Below are 15,960 nucleotides of genomic sequence, written 5' to 3' on the forward strand. Positions count from 1 at the left end.
TCCCTCACAAAAGAAGGCCCAGCGGCAAAACCGCTGAGCCTTCTGAGTATTCTTGGTAAAACAATACCCGGAGCAATTAGTCCTTCAGCATCCAGCTGGAGACAACCATCTTCTGAACTTCGGTGGTGCCTTCATAGATCTCGGTGATCTTAGCGTCACGCATGAATCTCTCGAAGGGATACTCACGGGTGTAGCCGCAGCCGCCAACCAGCTGGACAACACGACGGGTCACGTCGGAAGCCACGTCAGCAGCCATCATCTTACCCATGGCAGCCAGGTGGCTGTAGGGCTCGTGGTTCTGCTTGGCCATAGCAGCACGATAGATCAGCAGACGGGAAGCGTCCACCTTGGTCTGCATGTCAGCCAGCTCGAACTGGGTGTTCTGGAAAGCAGACAGGGGCTTGCCGAACTGCTTACGGGCCTTCAGATAGGGGATGCACTCATCAATGGCACCCTGGGCAATACCCAGAGCCTGAGCAGCAACGCCGATACGGCCGCCGTCCAGCAGCATCATAGCAATCTTGAAGCCTTCGCCTTCCTTGCCCAGCAGGTTCTCTGCGGGGACCTCGCACTCGTCAAAGACCAGCTCGTAGGTGGCGGAAGCACGGATGCCCATCTTCTTCTCCTTGGTGCCGAAGCTGAAGCCCTTGAAGCCCTTCTCCACGATGAAAGCGGACAGGCCCTTGTGGCCAACGCTCAGGTCGGGGTTGGTGCGGGCAAAGACAACATAGGTGTCGGCATAGTAGCCGTTGGTGATGAAGATCTTGCTGCCGTTGAGGATATACTTATCGCCCTTCAGCACAGCGGTGGTGCGCACGCCGTTGGCATCGGTGCCAGCGCCGGGCTCGGTCAGACCCATAGCGCCCAGCTTCTCGCCCTGAGCCAGGGGAACCAGATACTTCTGCTTCTGCTCCTCGGTGCCGAACTCCAGGATGGGCCAGGAGCACAGGGAACCGTGCACGGAGAACATGATGGAGGTGGAAGCGCAGTACTTTGCCAGCTCTTCGCAGCAAGCGATATAGGTCAGGTAGGACAGGCCAGCGCCGCCATATTCCTCAGGAATATAGGTGCCCAGCATACCCATCTCGGCCAGCTTCTCGCGGGCGTTCTGGGTAAACTCTTCCTTCTCGTCAAGCTCAGCAGCGATGGGCTGCACTTCCTTGACGCAGAAGTCATGCAGCATGTCAACAATTTCCTGCTCGATTTCGTTCAGTTTGAAGTCCATAGTGTTTCCTTTCTCTCCGCATGAGGCGCGCCTCCCCTCAGGGGGGCGCGCCTCACAAGGTATCTTAATTTTTAATTTTTAACGAAGAAATTAGTCCTTGTCAGCCAGAATCAGCTTGGTCAGAGCCGGGCAGACATCAAACAGGTTGCCGATGACGCCCAGGTCAGCCACGCCGAAGATGGGAGCCTCGGGATCCTTGTTGATGCAGACGATGAAGTCGGAGGAACCCATGCCAGCCAGGTGCTGGATAGCGCCGGAGATGCCGCAGGCAACATACAGCTTGGGGCCAACGGTCTTACCGGTCTGGCCAACCTGGTGGGAGTGGGGGATCCAGCCAGCGTCAACGGCTGCACGGGAGGAACCAACAACGCCGCCCAGAGCATCAGCCAGAGGCTTGATGATGGTGTCGAAGGGCTCGGGACCACCCAGGCCACGACCGCCGGAGACGATGATGTCAGCGCCTTCCAGGTCGACCTTCTCGCCTTCCTCGGCGATGGTCTCAATGACCTTGATGCGGATGTCAGCAGCGGGGAACACGAAGTCGATCTTCTCCACGGGAGCGGTACGGCTTGCGTCGGGCTCCAGCTTCTTGTTCACGCCAGGACGGCAGGTGCCGATCTGGGGGAAGGTGAAGGGGCACAGGATGGTAGCCATCAGGTTACCACCGAAGGCGGGACGGGTCCATGCAACCTTGCCGGACTCTTCGTCGATGTCCAGGGAGGTGCAGTCTGCGGTCAGACCGGTCTTCAGACGGCCGGCGACACGGGGGCCCAGGTCACGGCCCATGGGGGAAGCGCCCATCAGAATGGTGGTGGGGCAGTCGTTCTCAACAGCATGCACGATGGCAGCGGTATAAGCGTCGGTGCTGTAGTGGCTGTAAACCTCGTTGTCGATGACCAGGACCTTGTCAGCGCCATAAGCGATGGCATCCTTCACGGCCTCGTCGCAGTTGTAGCCGACAACCAGAGCGACAGTCTGGCCACCCTGAATGCCAGCCAGACGACGGCCGGGGTTCAGCAGCTCCAGGCCAACGTTTCTGGCCTTACCATCTTTGGTTTCAATAAAGACCCACAGGTCCTTGCTCTTTGCTTCATAGCTAGTCTGTAACATTGTTCTGTCTCCTCCCCTCTATTAGATAACGCCCTTGTCTCTGAGCAGGTCGTAAAGCTTCTTTGCGGATTCTTCAGGAGTCTCTTCCTTGATCTTCAGACCGCCTTCCTTACGGGGAGGAGTGAAGCTCTTCTTAACCTTGGTGGGAGAGCCCTTCAGGCCGGAACGCTCAACGTCCAGGCCGCAGTCAGCGGCGGACAGGGTGGGGATCTGTGCCTTCTTGGCAGCCATCTTAGACTTGATGGTGGGGAAGCGGGGCTCATAGTCGGGCTTGGTGATGGTCACAGCGCAGGGGCAAGCCATTTCCAGGATTTCGAAGCCGTCTTCCAGCTCCTTCTTCACGCGCACGTGCTTGCCGTCCTCGGTGGGCCAAACTTCCCAGCCGTAGGTGACCTGGGGATAGTCCAGATCCTCAGCGACCTGGGGGCCGACCTGAGCGGTATCGCCGTCGATCGCCTGCTTACCGAACATCAGCATATCGAACTTGATGCCTTCCATCTCTTCGATCTTCTTGATGCCCTTGGACAGGATGTAACCGGTGGCCAGGGTGTCGGAACCGCCGCAAGCGCGGTCGGAGACCAGGAAAGCCTTGTCACCGCCGACGGACAGGCACTCACGCAGAGCTTCCAGAGCCTGAGCAGGACCCATGGACAGGACATAGATCTTGGTATCCTTGTCCTTATCCTTGATGCGGGCAGCAGCTTCCAGTGCATAGGCATCGAAAGGGCTGACGATGGCAGGAACGCCTTCACGCATCAGGGTGTTGGTCACGGGATCGATTTTGATGATGGTCGTGTCCGGCACTTGTTTAATGCAAACAAGTATGTTCATTTCTGATTTCCCCCTATTTTTGATTTGTTTTATTTTGATACCCCGTCCTGTACTCCGGCTTTCTTGGCTGGGAGGGCCACTACGGTCTTCCCCTACCCTTCCGCAATCGACAAATTCCAGACCAGGCTATCGAAAAAACGCCACACCGGAGAGGTTCCCGGTGGCAGACGTTTCTGCGGACAGACCATGCCTGCGCATGTCCATCCATTGAACTACGGTTGCATTATATCAGAGGATTCCCCAAATTACAAGATAGGATCGCAGCGGTGCAGAAAAAAAATCTTCCAGCTTTTCCAGTGAATTTAGTCGTTTCGCCTAAAAACATCTGGATGGCGCAAGGGGAAGGGCGATTCTCTTCCCTTCCCCTTGCTGGATTTCCAAATTTTTACTTTATTCCCCGAAGAATTTATCGTGGATCGCTTGGACTGCCGCGTTGCCGTCTGCCTCGTCCAGAAGGACGGAAACCTTAATCTCACTGGTGGAAATCATCTGGATATTGATGTCCGCGTCGTACAAGGCCCCAAACATTGAGGCGGCAATGCCAGCGTTGTCCAGCATCCCGGCCCCCACGATGGAGACCTTCACCACACCTTTGTCCACGTCGATGTGGTCGAAGCCCAGGGTAGACTTGTATTCCTCCAACAGCTTCTTCGCCTGGTCGGCATCGTCCCGCCGGACGGTAAAGCTGATGTCCTGGGTGCCGTCCCGGCCGATGGATTGGAGGATGATGTCTACGTTGATGTTCTCCTTCCCCAGCAGGGAGAATACCTGGTAGGCAATACCCGGCTTATCCTCCACCTCCACCAGGGCCAAGCGGGCCACATTTTTGTCTTTTGCCACGCCGCTGATTAGTGTTTTTTCCATCCTCTTTGCAACCTCCTTAACTTTCGTCCCCGGCTTCTTGGCGAAGCTAGAGAGCACTTCCAAATTCACGCGGTATTTTTTCGCCATCTCCACAGAGCGGTTGTGTAACACCTGGGCACCCAGGCTGGCCAGCTCCAACATTTCGTCAAAGGTGATCTCGTCCAGCTTTTTTGCGCCGGTGACATAACGGGGGTCGGCGGTATACACCCCCTCCACGTCGGTGTATATCTGGCACAGGTCCGCTTTCAGCGCCGCCGCCAGGGCCACCGCCGAGGTGTCAGACCCCCCGCGGCCCAGGGTGGTCACATCCCCAAACTTGTTGATGCCCTGGAAGCCGGTGACAATGACCACATTGTTCCGGTCCAGCTCTGACTGGATACGCTCGGTGCGGATTTTCTTCACCCTTGCGCTGCTGTAAGCGCTGTTGGTCTGCACCCCGGCCTGCCAGCCTGTGAGGGAGACCACTGGCACACCCATGGTCTCCAAGGCCATGGCACACAGGGAACAGGAAATCTGCTCCCCTGTGGACAGCAGCATATCCATTTCCCGCCGGGATGCCTTGGGGTTGATTTCTTTTGCCTTGTCAATGAGATCATCGGTGGTGTCGCCCTGGGCGGACAGCACCGCTACCACCTGGTTCCCCATGCGGCGGGTCTCGGCGATGATCTGGGCCACATTCCGCAGCCGTTCCGCGTTGGCCACCGAGGTCCCGCCAAATTTTTGTACGATCAGTCCCATCGTATTTCGATACCTCCTAGATAACAGTGCATGGGCACTGTGAATGCTCTATGTTCCTCTCTCTATGCTATGCACAGCCCTTAGTCCAGGACCCGAATGACGGAAAGGACTTTTTGATCCCGAAGCTGTGCCTCTAGTGTCTGCCGGGACATCGGGGGCGTCAGGTAGGCCCCCTCCCCCTCTGCCGCGCCGGGGCGGGTGAGGAGCTGGCCGCCGGAGAAGCTCCCGGATGCCAAGCGGACATACCAACGGCTCTCCAACTGCTCCGGGGAACGTACCCCCTCTGGACGGTTGGCCTGCCAGGGGCGGTAGCCTGCCCGCTCCATCTTCCGGGCCGCGGCAATGACGTCAGCCACCACGGCACTGGCGGTGGGGAGCCTGCCTGCCCCCCGTCCATAGAACATCACGTCCCCGGTGGCGTCGCCCTTCACCTTGATGGCGTTGAACACATCCTCTACCCCGCCTAAGGGGTCCTGGACGCTGACAAAGTGGGGCTCCACATAGGCACAGAGGCTGCCATCCTCTTGGATGATGGACCGACCCAGGAGCTTGATCCGGTGGCCGCAGGCGGCAGCGTAGGCCTCGTCCTCCAAGGTGATCTTGGTGATCCCCTGGGTGGCCACCTGCTCCGGTAGGACGTGCCACCCAAAGGCGATGGAGGAGAGGATGCACAGCTTGCGGCAGGTGTCGTGGCCCTCCACGTCGGCGGTAGGGTCCTGCTCGGCATAGCCGTTGGCCTGGGCCCCTTTCAACGCCTGTTCAAAGGGGACACCATCCTGGACCATGCGGGTAAAGATATAGTTGGCAGTACCGTTGAGGATGCCGCAAATCTCCAAAATATCGTTGGCGGCCATACAATCACTCAGAGGCCGCAGGATGGGGATGCCGCCCCCCACACTGGCCTCAAAGAGATACACTGCCCCGTGCTCTGCCGCCAGGTCCAGCAGGCGGCGGCCGTGGGTGGCCACCAACTCCTTATTAGAAGTTACCACGCTCTTCCCCGCCCGCAGGGCCCGCTCTGTGAAGTCCAGGGCAGCGCCCACGCCGCCGATGGTCTCCACCACCACGTTCACCTCTGGGTCCCCCTCAATGATGGAAAAATCCTTGACAAACTGCTCTGCCAGGGGGCTGTCTGGGAAGGACCGCAGGTCCAAAATATACTTCAACCCGATGAGCTCATCGGCCTTTTTCCGCACGTCCCCGCCGGAGCCTGTCAAAATCTCCGCCACGCCGGAGCCCACCACGCCATAGCCTAAAATCGCTACCTTTACCATAATTGCAATCACCTTTACTTCAAAATTATCCCGCCAGGATTTCCCCCCGGATGACCCCCTGGGTACCGTTGATCTGCTCCACCAATTCCTGTAGCGTTCCGTGGAGGCCGGAGGTCTCCACATTCACCGTCACGATGGCACAGCCACTGACGGGCAGCCCCTGGTTGATGGTGAGAATGTTTGCCCCGGAACCGGCAAAGAGGTTCAGCACATGGGATAAAATCCCTGGCAGGTCTTTCAGCATCAGCTGAAAGGTGACAATCCTGCCGTGGAGCATATCCTGGAAGGGCCGCACAGCATCCTTATATTTATAGAATGCGCTGCGGCTGATGCCGGAGAGGGCCGTAGCCTGGTTTACTGTCTCGGCCTCCCCTGTCTCCAAAAGGCGCCGGGCCTCCACCACCCGCCGGAAAATCTCCGGCAGGGCCTGAGCCTCCACAATGTAGTAGTCCGGTTTTTTCGCCATGGTCCCGCCCCCTTCCGTCCACCCTGTGCGGTCATTTGTTTTTGTATCGAGAGCTATTGTACCACACTCTTGGAAACACTGCAACAAAAAGTATTTGCCCGAACCACAGTTTTTCCAAAACCTCTCCCCTATTTTCAGTCATATCGTCAAAATCCCCGGCCTTCCCCCAATGGACAGGAGGCGGACCCTGTTGGTGGGTCCGCCTCCTGGGGAATATTTTATACCTGGGGGGGGCTATTCCGTCCCCGCGTCCGGGGGTGGGTCTGGGGTCACGGGAGGCGGATCTGGGTTCACAGCGGGCGGGTCCGGGGTGTTGGGCTCGTTCCCTCCCGGGTTGGTGGTGGGCGGGTTGGTGGTGTTTCCACCAGGCTCCTGGCCGCCCGGCTCCTCCTCGTTGGGCTCCTCCGGTTCCTCCGCCGGCTTGGATGTGTGGATGGTGCAGGTCCCCTTGGGCACATCCTCGGGGAAGAAGCTGCCAGTGACCAGATGGCCCGCGCAGGCCGAGGTGGGCAGCATACCACTCACAGAGCAGTAAGTCACGCTCTTCATGCCGCTGGTGTCGGGCTTGTTGAAGTCCTTGTAGGCCAAGCCTGCATGGATCTTGGACATGACCTGCTTGAACATGCCTGTAGAGGGGTTCTTCAAATAATTCGCCAGACGTTCCTGCTGGTCGTAGCCCGTCCAGACTGCGGCGGTATAATAGGGTGTATAGCCCACGAACCACAAATCCTTACGGGCGGTAGTGGTCCCTGTCTTACCCGCGATCTCCTGACCAGAGAAGTTGGCCGCTGTACCTGTGCCCCTAGCTACCACCTGCTTGAGCATGTTGGTCATATAGTAGCAAGTGCGCTGAGAGAGGGCATTTTCCTCTTTCTTTTGGTCGTTTTGAAGAATGATTTCTTTTGTTGTCTTATCCAGTACCAAAGTATACAAGCGAGGTGCAATATAGGTGCCCTGGCGGGGGAACACCGAGTAAGCAGCGGCCATATCAAAGGTACTCACACCATCCGTGAGGCCACCCAAGCCCAATTGCGCATGGCCGATGTCTGAAAACGTCTTGCCACCGATGTTCCGGTTTTCCACTAGCTGGATGTGGAACCGATCCCGCATAAACTCAAAACTGGTCTGGCAGCCCACCTTATCCAGGGTTTTGACCGCCACAGTATTGATGGACTGCTCCACCGCATAAGCAATGGAAACTGTACCAGAGAATTTTCCGCTGGCGTTCACTGGCCACTTGTCCTCGGGCTTAAAATAGCTGTCTTCTTCCGTGGACGAAGGGGTCACGATGCCCAACTCAATGGCTGGGGCATAGACCGCTAGGGGTTTAATGGAGGACCCCGGGGGCCGCAGAGAATCGGTGGCCCGGTTCCAGGTCAAGCTGGTGGTTTTGGGGCCCATGCCCCCGGCCATGGCCACCACTTCCCCCGTTTCATTATCGACAACAGTGATAGCAGACTGTAGCTTTTGCCCTGCGGCAGAGGTATAGTTTAGGTTGTTGATGTCGCCATAGACAGCGTCCACCGCCGCCTGCACATTGGGATTCATGCAGGTATAAATCTCCAAGCCGCCGGCATAGAGCTTGGTCTTTGCAAACTCCCTGGACCAGTTATAGGTAGTCTGCAAGTCGTCCAGGACCTGGTTGATCACCGCATCCTGGTACCAGGTATAAATACGGGAGTTCTTCTCTGTGTCCCGGCCTTGGCTGAAATCCAGAGGTTCGGCAATGGCCACATCCCGTTCCGCTTCAGAAATCATCTTCTGATCACACATGGCGTTCAGAATGCTCACCTGGCGTTCTTTGTTAAAGTCCTCAGAGGTCTTGACTTCGCCGGTCTCCGGGTCCGTCACCTCCAACTTGCCCAAAGGGTCATACTTGGAGGGGTTGTTGGTGATGCCGATGAGGCTGGCACACTCTGCCAAGCTCAGCTCAGAAACAGGCTTACCAAAATACTTATAAGAGGCGGTATACACACCGTTGCAGCCCTGTCCCAAGTAGATATAGTTCAGATACCACTCTAGGATGGCCTCCTTGGTGTAGTTCTTCTCCAATTCCAAGGCCCGGAAAATCTCCATGACCTTCCGCTTTACTGTAACCTCATCGTCGGTGGTCATATTCTTGATGAGCTGCTGGGTCAGCGTGGAACCACCCACGATCTTCCTCCCTGTAAACATATTCAAAATACCTCTACAGGTACGGACCCAGTCCACGCCATGGTGGTCATAGAAACGCTTGTCCTCAATGGCTATCGTGGCCTTGATGAGGTTTTCGGGAATCTCTCTCAGCTCCACCCATACCCGGTTTTCCTCTGCATAGAGGGTTTGCATCTCTACATATTCTCCCGTCCCGGGATCCTTGTAGTGCATCGTGGTGGTAAGCTTGGCCGTATAGTCCGCCATATCCAGCCCCGCCTGGGGAATGATGACATTCTTAATATACATCGCTGACATACACACCAGGATGGCCCCTGTGATGAGCACGATGAGCAGGATGGTCAGGAGGACTCTCCTCACCTTATGGTCCTTCTTCTTTCGCTTTCGCTCCGGGCGGCGGGGGCTCCGGCGCTCTGGCCGGCGGCTGCCTCCACCGCGGTCATGGTCATAATCATATTGTCTGCGTTGATCCAATGTGACACCTCCAAATGTATCTGTATAGAAGCGCTTCCACACGCCCCCACAGCCGTGTCTGTTCCATGCAAAACCTTCAGGATAAACTGTGCCGCAGTCTATCAGAGCCTATTATAGCACAGCTTTTTTATTTGTCCAGCCGTTAATTCTTAAGATATCTTCTCAGATTCTAAAATTTTTCTGATTTTCTCCCTTGCTTTTTTCCTCATCCCGTCGTACAATAGGACTCAGCCAAGAGAACGGAGACTGACACAATGAGTGAAGAATACGGTGCCAACTTCATCACCGTCACCGATGACGAGGGCAATGAGTTTGAGCTGGAACATCTGGACACCATGGAGTTCCAAGGCCAGACCTATATGGCCTTCTTCCCCGCCGTCAAGGAAGGCGAAGAGGTAGACGAGGAGGAAATGGGCCTCATCCTGCTCAAGGTCATCCAGGAAAACGGCGAGGAAATCCTCTCCACCCTAGACGATGACAACGAGGTCGAGGCTGTGTACGGCGCGTTCATGGAAGAGCTCTTCCCCGACGAAGAGGGCGAGGAACCATAAGCCTGGCCCAGACAAGTAAATAAACGACAGGGAAATACCCTGCTCGGTGCGTGAATCGGACTCTTTTAAACCCACATTTTTGAAACGGGACGCTCACTCGCTGTGTGAATTGCAGGCCTCCCGACCTCCGGTTGGAAGTTGGAAGCAGAGAAGCACGGCGGAGGCAACCCACCTGCCATTCTGTGCAGGTTTTAAACGGGTCCCCACGGCCAGAGCGGGGTATTTTTTGCTTTTTTAACGCTTTTTTTGCTGTTTTGACGGAGTTTTTGCCGTTTCCCCAAACCCGTTTCCCTGCCCCAGCTGTCAAGTGTACATTATACCCAAAAAAGAGCCTGCGTTATTGTGATATATTTTCAGGTGATAATAACTTGCAAGGCTACCCTTTTAATGTTATACTAAATGCAACGGGAGTTTTAGCCAAGTTTGTGGTTAAACCGCCCAAGGCACTATTGAGTATTTTGGAAAGGATGCGATTCCCATGATTAAAGATTTCGGTTTCATCATTCCTCAGAACTGTCAGTTTGGTATGGGCGCTTTGAAGAAGCTGCCTGACTTCCTGAAGGCTTGCGGCTCCGACAACGTGATGATCATCTCCGACCGTGGCCTGGAGGCCATCGGCGTCGTGGACAAGGTCCGCGAGATCGTCAAGGCTGGCAACCTCAAGTACAGCGAGTATCTGGACGTTCTGCCCAACCCCACCGTTGACATTGTCAATGAGTGCGCTGCACAGTACAAGGCTGCTGGCGCCACCTCCATCCTGGCGCTGGGCGGCGGCTCCCCCATGGACGTTGCTAAGGCTGTTGGCGTCGTTGCTAAGTTCGGCGGCTCCATCACCGACTACGAAGGCGTGGGCAAGGTTCCCGGCCCCATTGATCCCCTGATCGCTGTCCCCACCACCGCCGGCACTGGCTCCGAGGTTACCGTGGCTGCCGTTATCACCGACGAAGCCCGCAACTACAAGCTGTCCGTCCTGGGCCCGGAGATCTCCCCCACCTATGCAATCCTGGATCCCGAACTGATCATGACCGCTCCCGCTTCCGTGGCAGCTGCCTGCGGCGTGGACGCCCTGATCCATGCTATGGAGTCCTACATCAACACCGATGCCAACCCCTTCGCCATGGCTATGGGCGAGAAGGCTATGGAGCTCATCGGCGCCAACATTCGTAAGTTCGTGGCTCGCCGCAACGATGCCGATGCTGCTTGCGCTATGATGCTGGGTTCCACCTTCGCTGGCATTGCTTTCGCCAACAACCGTCTGGGTGACATCCACGCTATGTCCCACCCTGTTTCCGCTTTCTTCCACGTTGCCCATGGTGTGGCCAACGCTGTGCTGATGCCCACCATCTTCGAGTTCAACGCTCTGGCCAGCGACGAGCGCTATGCTAACATCTATCAGTACATCACTGGTAAGGAAGCCGGCGCTGACTTCGTGCCCCAGATGCTGTGCGACGCTCTGCGTCAGCTGAATGTTGACCTGGGCATCCCCGCCTGCCTGGCAGACGTGGGCGTGACCGAGGACAAGATTCCTCAGATGGCTGTTGACGCCATGAAGAGCGGCAACGTCACCGTCAACCCCAGAATCACCACCGTGAAGGACGTCGAGGCCCTGTATCACAAGGCTATGTACAAGTAATCCTTCTGGCAAGGTATCTTACAAAAGGGACCGGCTTTCGCCGGTCCCTTTTTTCTTACGAAAATACCCCAGAAGGGCTTTATCTTTTTTCAAAAGATGTTATAATAGGTATATTCTGACGATTCTATAGCTAGGAGGCCTTGTCCCATGACCGAATCCCTCACCGGCCTGCTCCGCCAGAGCAGCATGACGGCTGACAGCTTGGACCTGCGCACCCTGACCCAGCTCTTCCTCTCGCAAATGCGCATTTCCCTTTACGGCGGCGTCTCCACCGTTCCCATGCTGCCCACCTTCCTGGCCCCCTTTGGTTCCCCAACGCGGGGCGAAGTGGTGGCTGTAGCGGTGTTAGACGACCGGGAGGTTCGGGTCTGCCTGGTGGATTTTTCCGAGGACAAGCCTGCCTGCCGGGAAGAAAACAGCTTTCCCATCCCTGGCCGGGAGTATCCCGCGCCGTTGGAAGATATATTGTACGCCGTGGCAGAACTGGTAGAACCCCTGCTGGGGCAGGCCAACCGCTTTGCCCTGTGCCTCCCCTTCCCTGTGGACTACGACGGCAAAGGGGACGGGTGTATCCGCCGCTTTCCCGGTTCCATGACGGTCAGCGAATTCAGCGGCCAATCTGTACTTGCCCTGCTGCGGGCAGAACTGCAAAGCCGGGGTTGCCCCAGCTTGCCCATGGTGTTGGTAAGCGAACCAGACGCGGTGCTCCTGGCCACCAGCGTTGCCCAGGCTCCTGGAACCCGTTGCTTGGGGCTCAGTTGGGGCAGCAATATAGACTTGGGCTTCACCGCCCCCGGCAGCATTGTCCTGCGCTGGCCGGGGATCGACGGAAAGCTTATGCTCTTTGACGGAGGCTTTTCCAGCGCCCAATGCGTCCCCTTCGGTATGGTGGACTACAGCAAGGACCGGGACTGCTACGGCCCCGGGCAGGACCTGTACCTAAAAATGGTCTCCACGGATTATCTGGGGGAGATTTATCGCCTGACCATGATCAAAGCGGCAGAGCGCAAGCTCCTCTCCTTTGGGTGCAGCCGGGACGTCCTCTCCCTGACCTATTTAGGCCTGGACGCTGTGCTGGACTTTTTAGATGACCCCATCCGAGGCAGGACCCTAGCCCACTTCTGCCGGGAACCCCAAGACCGTGAGGTGGGGTTGGCGGTGGCCCATGCCGTACTGGAACGGGCTGTCCGCCTGGTGTGCGCCAGTCTCTCCGCCGTACTCTCCTTTGTGGGGGCTGGGCAGGACGCGGAACATCCCCCCTGCGTAGGCCTGTGGGGAGAGGCTTTCCAGTCCCCCCGCCTGCGGAGCTTATTGGAAGAACAACTGCAAGGATTCACACGGGATGTTCTGGGCTTACACGTTACCCTTAGCCCAGGGCTGGCATCCCCAGCCATTGGTGCCGCCCTGGCAGCCTGTTACAATGGCTGAGCCTCTCACCTTTGGATAGATACACCGGCGGGTCAATGCCCCCGGTTCACGATAGTAAGGAGACATAAATATGAAAGTGATCGGCATCAATGGCAGCCCCCACGCCAACGGCAACACCCGTCTGGCCCTGGATATTATGGGGAAAGCATTCAAGGATGAGGGGATAGACTTTGAAATCCTCCACGTGGGAAAGGACCTCGCCCCCTGCACCGGCTGTTTCCGCTGTGCCAAGACCCATCGCTGTGTCTTACCTGACGACGGGCTCAACGCCCTCTACGAGACCATGATTCAAGCCGACGCCTTGGTGTTCGCCTCCCCAGTCTATTTTGCCTCCATCACCAGCGGGATGCGCTGTTTTATGGATCGCACTGGCTGCATCGACATGAACAACGGCAGGAAACTCCGCCTCAAAGTAGGAGCCCCTGTGGCGGTGGCCCGTCGGGCCGGGGCTGTGAATGCCATTGACCAGCTCATCCATTATTTGAACTATGCCCAAATGCTCATCCCTGGCTCCCTCTACTGGCCCCTGGCTTTCGGCAACAGTCCTGGGGAGCTGGAACAGGATGCGGAAGGTGTCCAGACCCTGCAAGTCCTGGCCCATACCATGGCCTATCTGATGAAGGTCATGGCCATAGGCCAAGCCCAGCTCCCCCCGCCGGAGCTGCCCAAAAAGCATTACACAAACTTTATTCGCTGAGGAGGGTGGCATGATGCGTCGAAAGCTCAGTTTTTTTGCCCTGGCCGTACTGGCCGCATGCATCGTCTTGATCTTCCTTGGACTCTATAAAGACTCCAACGAAACCACCGGGGGGCCTGGCGGGCCTCAGAATGCCGATTCCCAAGCCCCCATCACCGCCACCCTGGCTGTCTGCGGTGACACCATGAGCCATACTCCCCAAACCAACGACGCTTACGATTCCGCCACGGATACTTACAGCTACCTCCACTGTTTCCAGTTCGTCCGCTCTTGGATTGAACAGGCCGATTTCGCCGTCGCCAACCTGGAAACCACCCTCAATGGCCCGCCCTATTCTGGCTATCCCCAGTTCTGTGCCCCGGATGCCCTGGCCCATAACCTCAAAGAGGTGGGCTTTGATCTGGTGACCACCGCCAACAACCACAGTATGGACAAGGGTTTCTCCGGCCTATCCCGGACCCTGGATGTGCTGGACGAGGCAGGCCTAGCCCACGTGGGTTCCTTCCGCAGCCAGGAAGAGTTCGCCGCCAATAAAGGCGTGGTGGTGGCCGACGTGGGGGGCATCTCTGTCGCATTCCTGGGCTACACCTATGGCACCAACGGCATCCCCATCTCTGGGGAAAACGACTTCTGCCTGAACCGCTTCAACAGCGACTACACCACAAGCTGCTCCACCTTGGATGAGTCCAAGCTCTTCCAGGAGATGAGTTACGCCAAGAGCCTGAACCCCGATCTCATCGCGGTGATGGTCCACTGGGGCGTCGAGTATCAAACCACCCAGAACGCCTACCAGGACAAGGTGGCGGACTTCCTCATTGAAAACGGTGCGGACCTGGTCCTGGGCAGCCACTCCCATGTCCCCCAGCCCATGATGACCCGGACCGTCACCCTGGCCGATGGCAGCACCCGTTCCGGCTTCGTGTGCTACTCCCTGGGGAACTTCATCTCCAACCAGAGCCCTGAAACGGTGAATGTAAACTACAGCGACACCACCGCCATTCTGAACTTGGAACTCACCAAGGATTTCACCACCGGGAAAACCACTGTATCCAAGGTGAGTTATGTCCCCCTGCTGGTGCTGAACCGGGGCACTGGGGCAGATGAGCAGTATTACATCCTGGATGTCCACGCAGGGATGGAAGCCCACGACTCCGGCGACACCTCTGTGGTCACCGACCAGGTATACCAAAAACTCCAATACGCCCTGACAGGCTGCCACAACATCCTGGGTGAGGCATTCGACTATGTAAACGCCACCGCCAGCCAATCCCAGGGCGGCGCCGGCGGCCAGCAGAGCGCCGCATAGCTTCCCTACAGCAACACAGAGACGGCCGCTGATGTTCCAGCGGCCGTCTCTGATTATAAAGAATCCAGTTATAAGGGTACCACGGTGTGCATATCTTAACGGAAACGATGCTGCATCCTCAGTCCTCACGGGTACACAGTGTTTGGAAATAGCGATAGTACGGCAACAGCGCCGTAAAATCCTCCAATAACAACTCCGCCAAGTCCCCACTGTAAAGCTGCTGGTCCACAGGATGGTAACTGCACAGGTTGATACTCTTCCGGTTATACCACTGGTCCAGAGGGGCTGGGGGCGTCCCCTTGGGGCGCTTATAGCTCTCCCCCTCTAGGACAAAGCGCTCCTGTTTGGCAAAGTCCTGGGCCAATGCTCGGATGGCCGCCGGGTGCTGGTCAATCTCCCGGCGGAAGCGGGCCATGGTGGCCGGGGCGGCACTGTAAATGCCCATGCCGTAGTTGTAGCCCTCCGCCCGGACCTCAAACCAAAAGGCGGGCTGACGGCTCCAATCCTCCCCCGCCGTGCGGAAGGTAAACCACATGCTCTTTTTATACGGGCCCTTGCCGTAGAGGCGGCGGGCATCCCGGTAAATGCGGCTGACCCGCAGAGTCAGGGACAGGTCAGAATGCGCCTCCAAAAATCGGTCGTACACCTCCTGCGCCAATTGACGCAGAGGCGTAACTACGTAATCGGTATAGCGCTGCTTGTGGGCCTGAAACCAGTCCCGGTCGTTGTTGAGCTGTAGCTCCCAGAAAAAGCGGATGGTCTCCTCTGAAAATCTCTTGTCCATGCCTTCTCCTTCCCCCGGCAGGAATTTGGCTTGCCGGTGCATAGAATCCCCTGTTCGGGTTATTTTACTTCTGCTGATGCCTATACTTTCCCGGCCATCCTACCACATTCCTCTTGTTTTTTCAACCAAAGGCTGATACCCCGCCCTGTGTCAAACATACTCCCATCTCAGCTTCATTGCCACTTTAATATTGCTTCTTTTTATTTTCTTTAGCTTTTCATTAAGAAATATTTCCTAGAGAAGTGCTTGCATTATAGGATATAAAGGTGTATAATACATCGGGATTGAAACGGAAGATGCTAGGCATTTTTGTAGTTCTGCCTAATTTTCAATTTATTCTTTCTTTTTTTACCATTTTCTCTTGAAGTACTGCCACATTTTGTGATATCATGTTTTTTAAATTTACTTTCATCTATACTGACCAA

Annotated in this window: 13 protein-coding genes and 1 other RNA gene; 6 read left to right on the plus strand and 8 right to left on the minus strand. The window is 56.6% G+C overall.

Annotation, left to right across the window (positions count from 1 at the left end; all coding sequences use genetic code 11):
• Window positions 1-76: 76 nt before the first annotated feature.
• The 7 genes from ACTOZL_RS03615 to ACTOZL_RS03645 form a co-directional block, all read right to left on the minus strand.
• The gene (locus tag ACTOZL_RS03615; RefSeq protein WP_482476720.1) at window positions 77-1,225 is read right to left on the minus strand and encodes an acyl-CoA dehydrogenase; all 1,149 of its coding nucleotides are present in this window, start codon (window positions 1,223-1,225) and stop codon (window positions 77-79) included.
• A 90-nt stretch (window positions 1,226-1,315) separates the two neighbouring features.
• The gene (locus tag ACTOZL_RS03620) at window positions 1,316-2,335 is read right to left on the minus strand and encodes an electron transfer flavoprotein subunit alpha/FixB family protein (protein WP_482476721.1); all 1,020 of its coding nucleotides are present in this window, start codon (window positions 2,333-2,335) and stop codon (window positions 1,316-1,318) included.
• A 21-nt stretch (window positions 2,336-2,356) separates the two neighbouring features.
• On the minus strand, window positions 2,357-3,091 hold the full coding sequence (locus ACTOZL_RS03625; protein WP_482476722.1) for an electron transfer flavoprotein subunit beta/FixA family protein: 735 nt from the start codon (window positions 3,089-3,091) through the stop codon (window positions 2,357-2,359).
• A gap of 465 nt (window positions 3,092-3,556) precedes the next feature.
• Window positions 3,557-4,768, minus strand: a complete 1,212-nt coding sequence (locus ACTOZL_RS03630; RefSeq protein WP_482476723.1) for an aspartate kinase — start codon at window positions 4,766-4,768, stop codon at window positions 3,557-3,559.
• An 80-nt stretch (window positions 4,769-4,848) separates the two neighbouring features.
• Complete coding sequence (locus tag ACTOZL_RS03635) at window positions 4,849-6,042, minus strand: homoserine dehydrogenase (RefSeq protein WP_482476724.1); 1,194 nt, start codon at window positions 6,040-6,042, stop codon at window positions 4,849-4,851.
• 25 nt (window positions 6,043-6,067) lie between these two features.
• Window positions 6,068-6,508 carry an ACT domain-containing protein gene (locus ACTOZL_RS03640; RefSeq protein WP_482476725.1) on the minus strand — a complete coding sequence of 147 codons (441 nt, stop codon included), beginning with the start codon at window positions 6,506-6,508 and terminating at the stop codon, window positions 6,068-6,070.
• 234 nt (window positions 6,509-6,742) lie between these two features.
• Entirely contained in the window at window positions 6,743-9,136 is a 2,394-nt protein-coding gene (locus ACTOZL_RS03645) for a transglycosylase domain-containing protein (RefSeq protein WP_482476726.1), read from the minus strand.
• A gap of 254 nt (window positions 9,137-9,390) precedes the next feature.
• Here ACTOZL_RS03645 and ACTOZL_RS03650 point away from each other — a divergent pair, with 254 nt between their 5' ends.
• From ACTOZL_RS03650 to ACTOZL_RS03675, 6 genes are all read left to right on the plus strand, one after another.
• Window positions 9,391-9,687, plus strand: coding sequence for a DUF1292 domain-containing protein (locus ACTOZL_RS03650; protein WP_482476727.1), 297 nt, complete (start codon window positions 9,391-9,393; stop codon window positions 9,685-9,687).
• A gap of 33 nt (window positions 9,688-9,720) precedes the next feature.
• Window positions 9,721-9,912: non-coding RNA, 6S RNA (ssrS, locus tag ACTOZL_RS03655), on the plus strand.
• Window positions 9,913-10,165: 253 nt separating this feature from the next.
• Window positions 10,166-11,320 (plus strand): iron-containing alcohol dehydrogenase, encoded by a 1,155-nt coding sequence (locus tag ACTOZL_RS03660; RefSeq protein WP_482476728.1) that lies wholly within the window; start codon window positions 10,166-10,168, stop codon window positions 11,318-11,320.
• Between the two features lie 147 nt (window positions 11,321-11,467).
• Window positions 11,468-12,748: a hexokinase family protein gene (locus tag ACTOZL_RS03665; protein ID WP_482476729.1), complete on the plus strand. Its 1,281-nt coding sequence runs from the start codon at window positions 11,468-11,470 to the stop codon at window positions 12,746-12,748.
• Between the two features lie 70 nt (window positions 12,749-12,818).
• Window positions 12,819-13,445, plus strand: coding sequence for a flavodoxin family protein (locus tag ACTOZL_RS03670; RefSeq protein WP_482476730.1), 627 nt, complete (start codon window positions 12,819-12,821; stop codon window positions 13,443-13,445).
• Between the two features lie 10 nt (window positions 13,446-13,455).
• Entirely contained in the window at window positions 13,456-14,751 is a 1,296-nt protein-coding gene (locus ACTOZL_RS03675; RefSeq protein ID WP_482476731.1) for a CapA family protein, read from the plus strand.
• A gap of 118 nt (window positions 14,752-14,869) precedes the next feature.
• On the opposite strand, the gene ACTOZL_RS03680 is transcribed toward ACTOZL_RS03675, so the two are convergent.
• The gene (locus ACTOZL_RS03680) at window positions 14,870-15,577 is read right to left on the minus strand and encodes a DUF2461 domain-containing protein (protein ID WP_482476732.1); all 708 of its coding nucleotides are present in this window, start codon (window positions 15,575-15,577) and stop codon (window positions 14,870-14,872) included.
• Window positions 15,578-15,960: the final 383 nt, after the last annotated feature.

The organism is Evtepia sp., assembly GCF_056797215.1.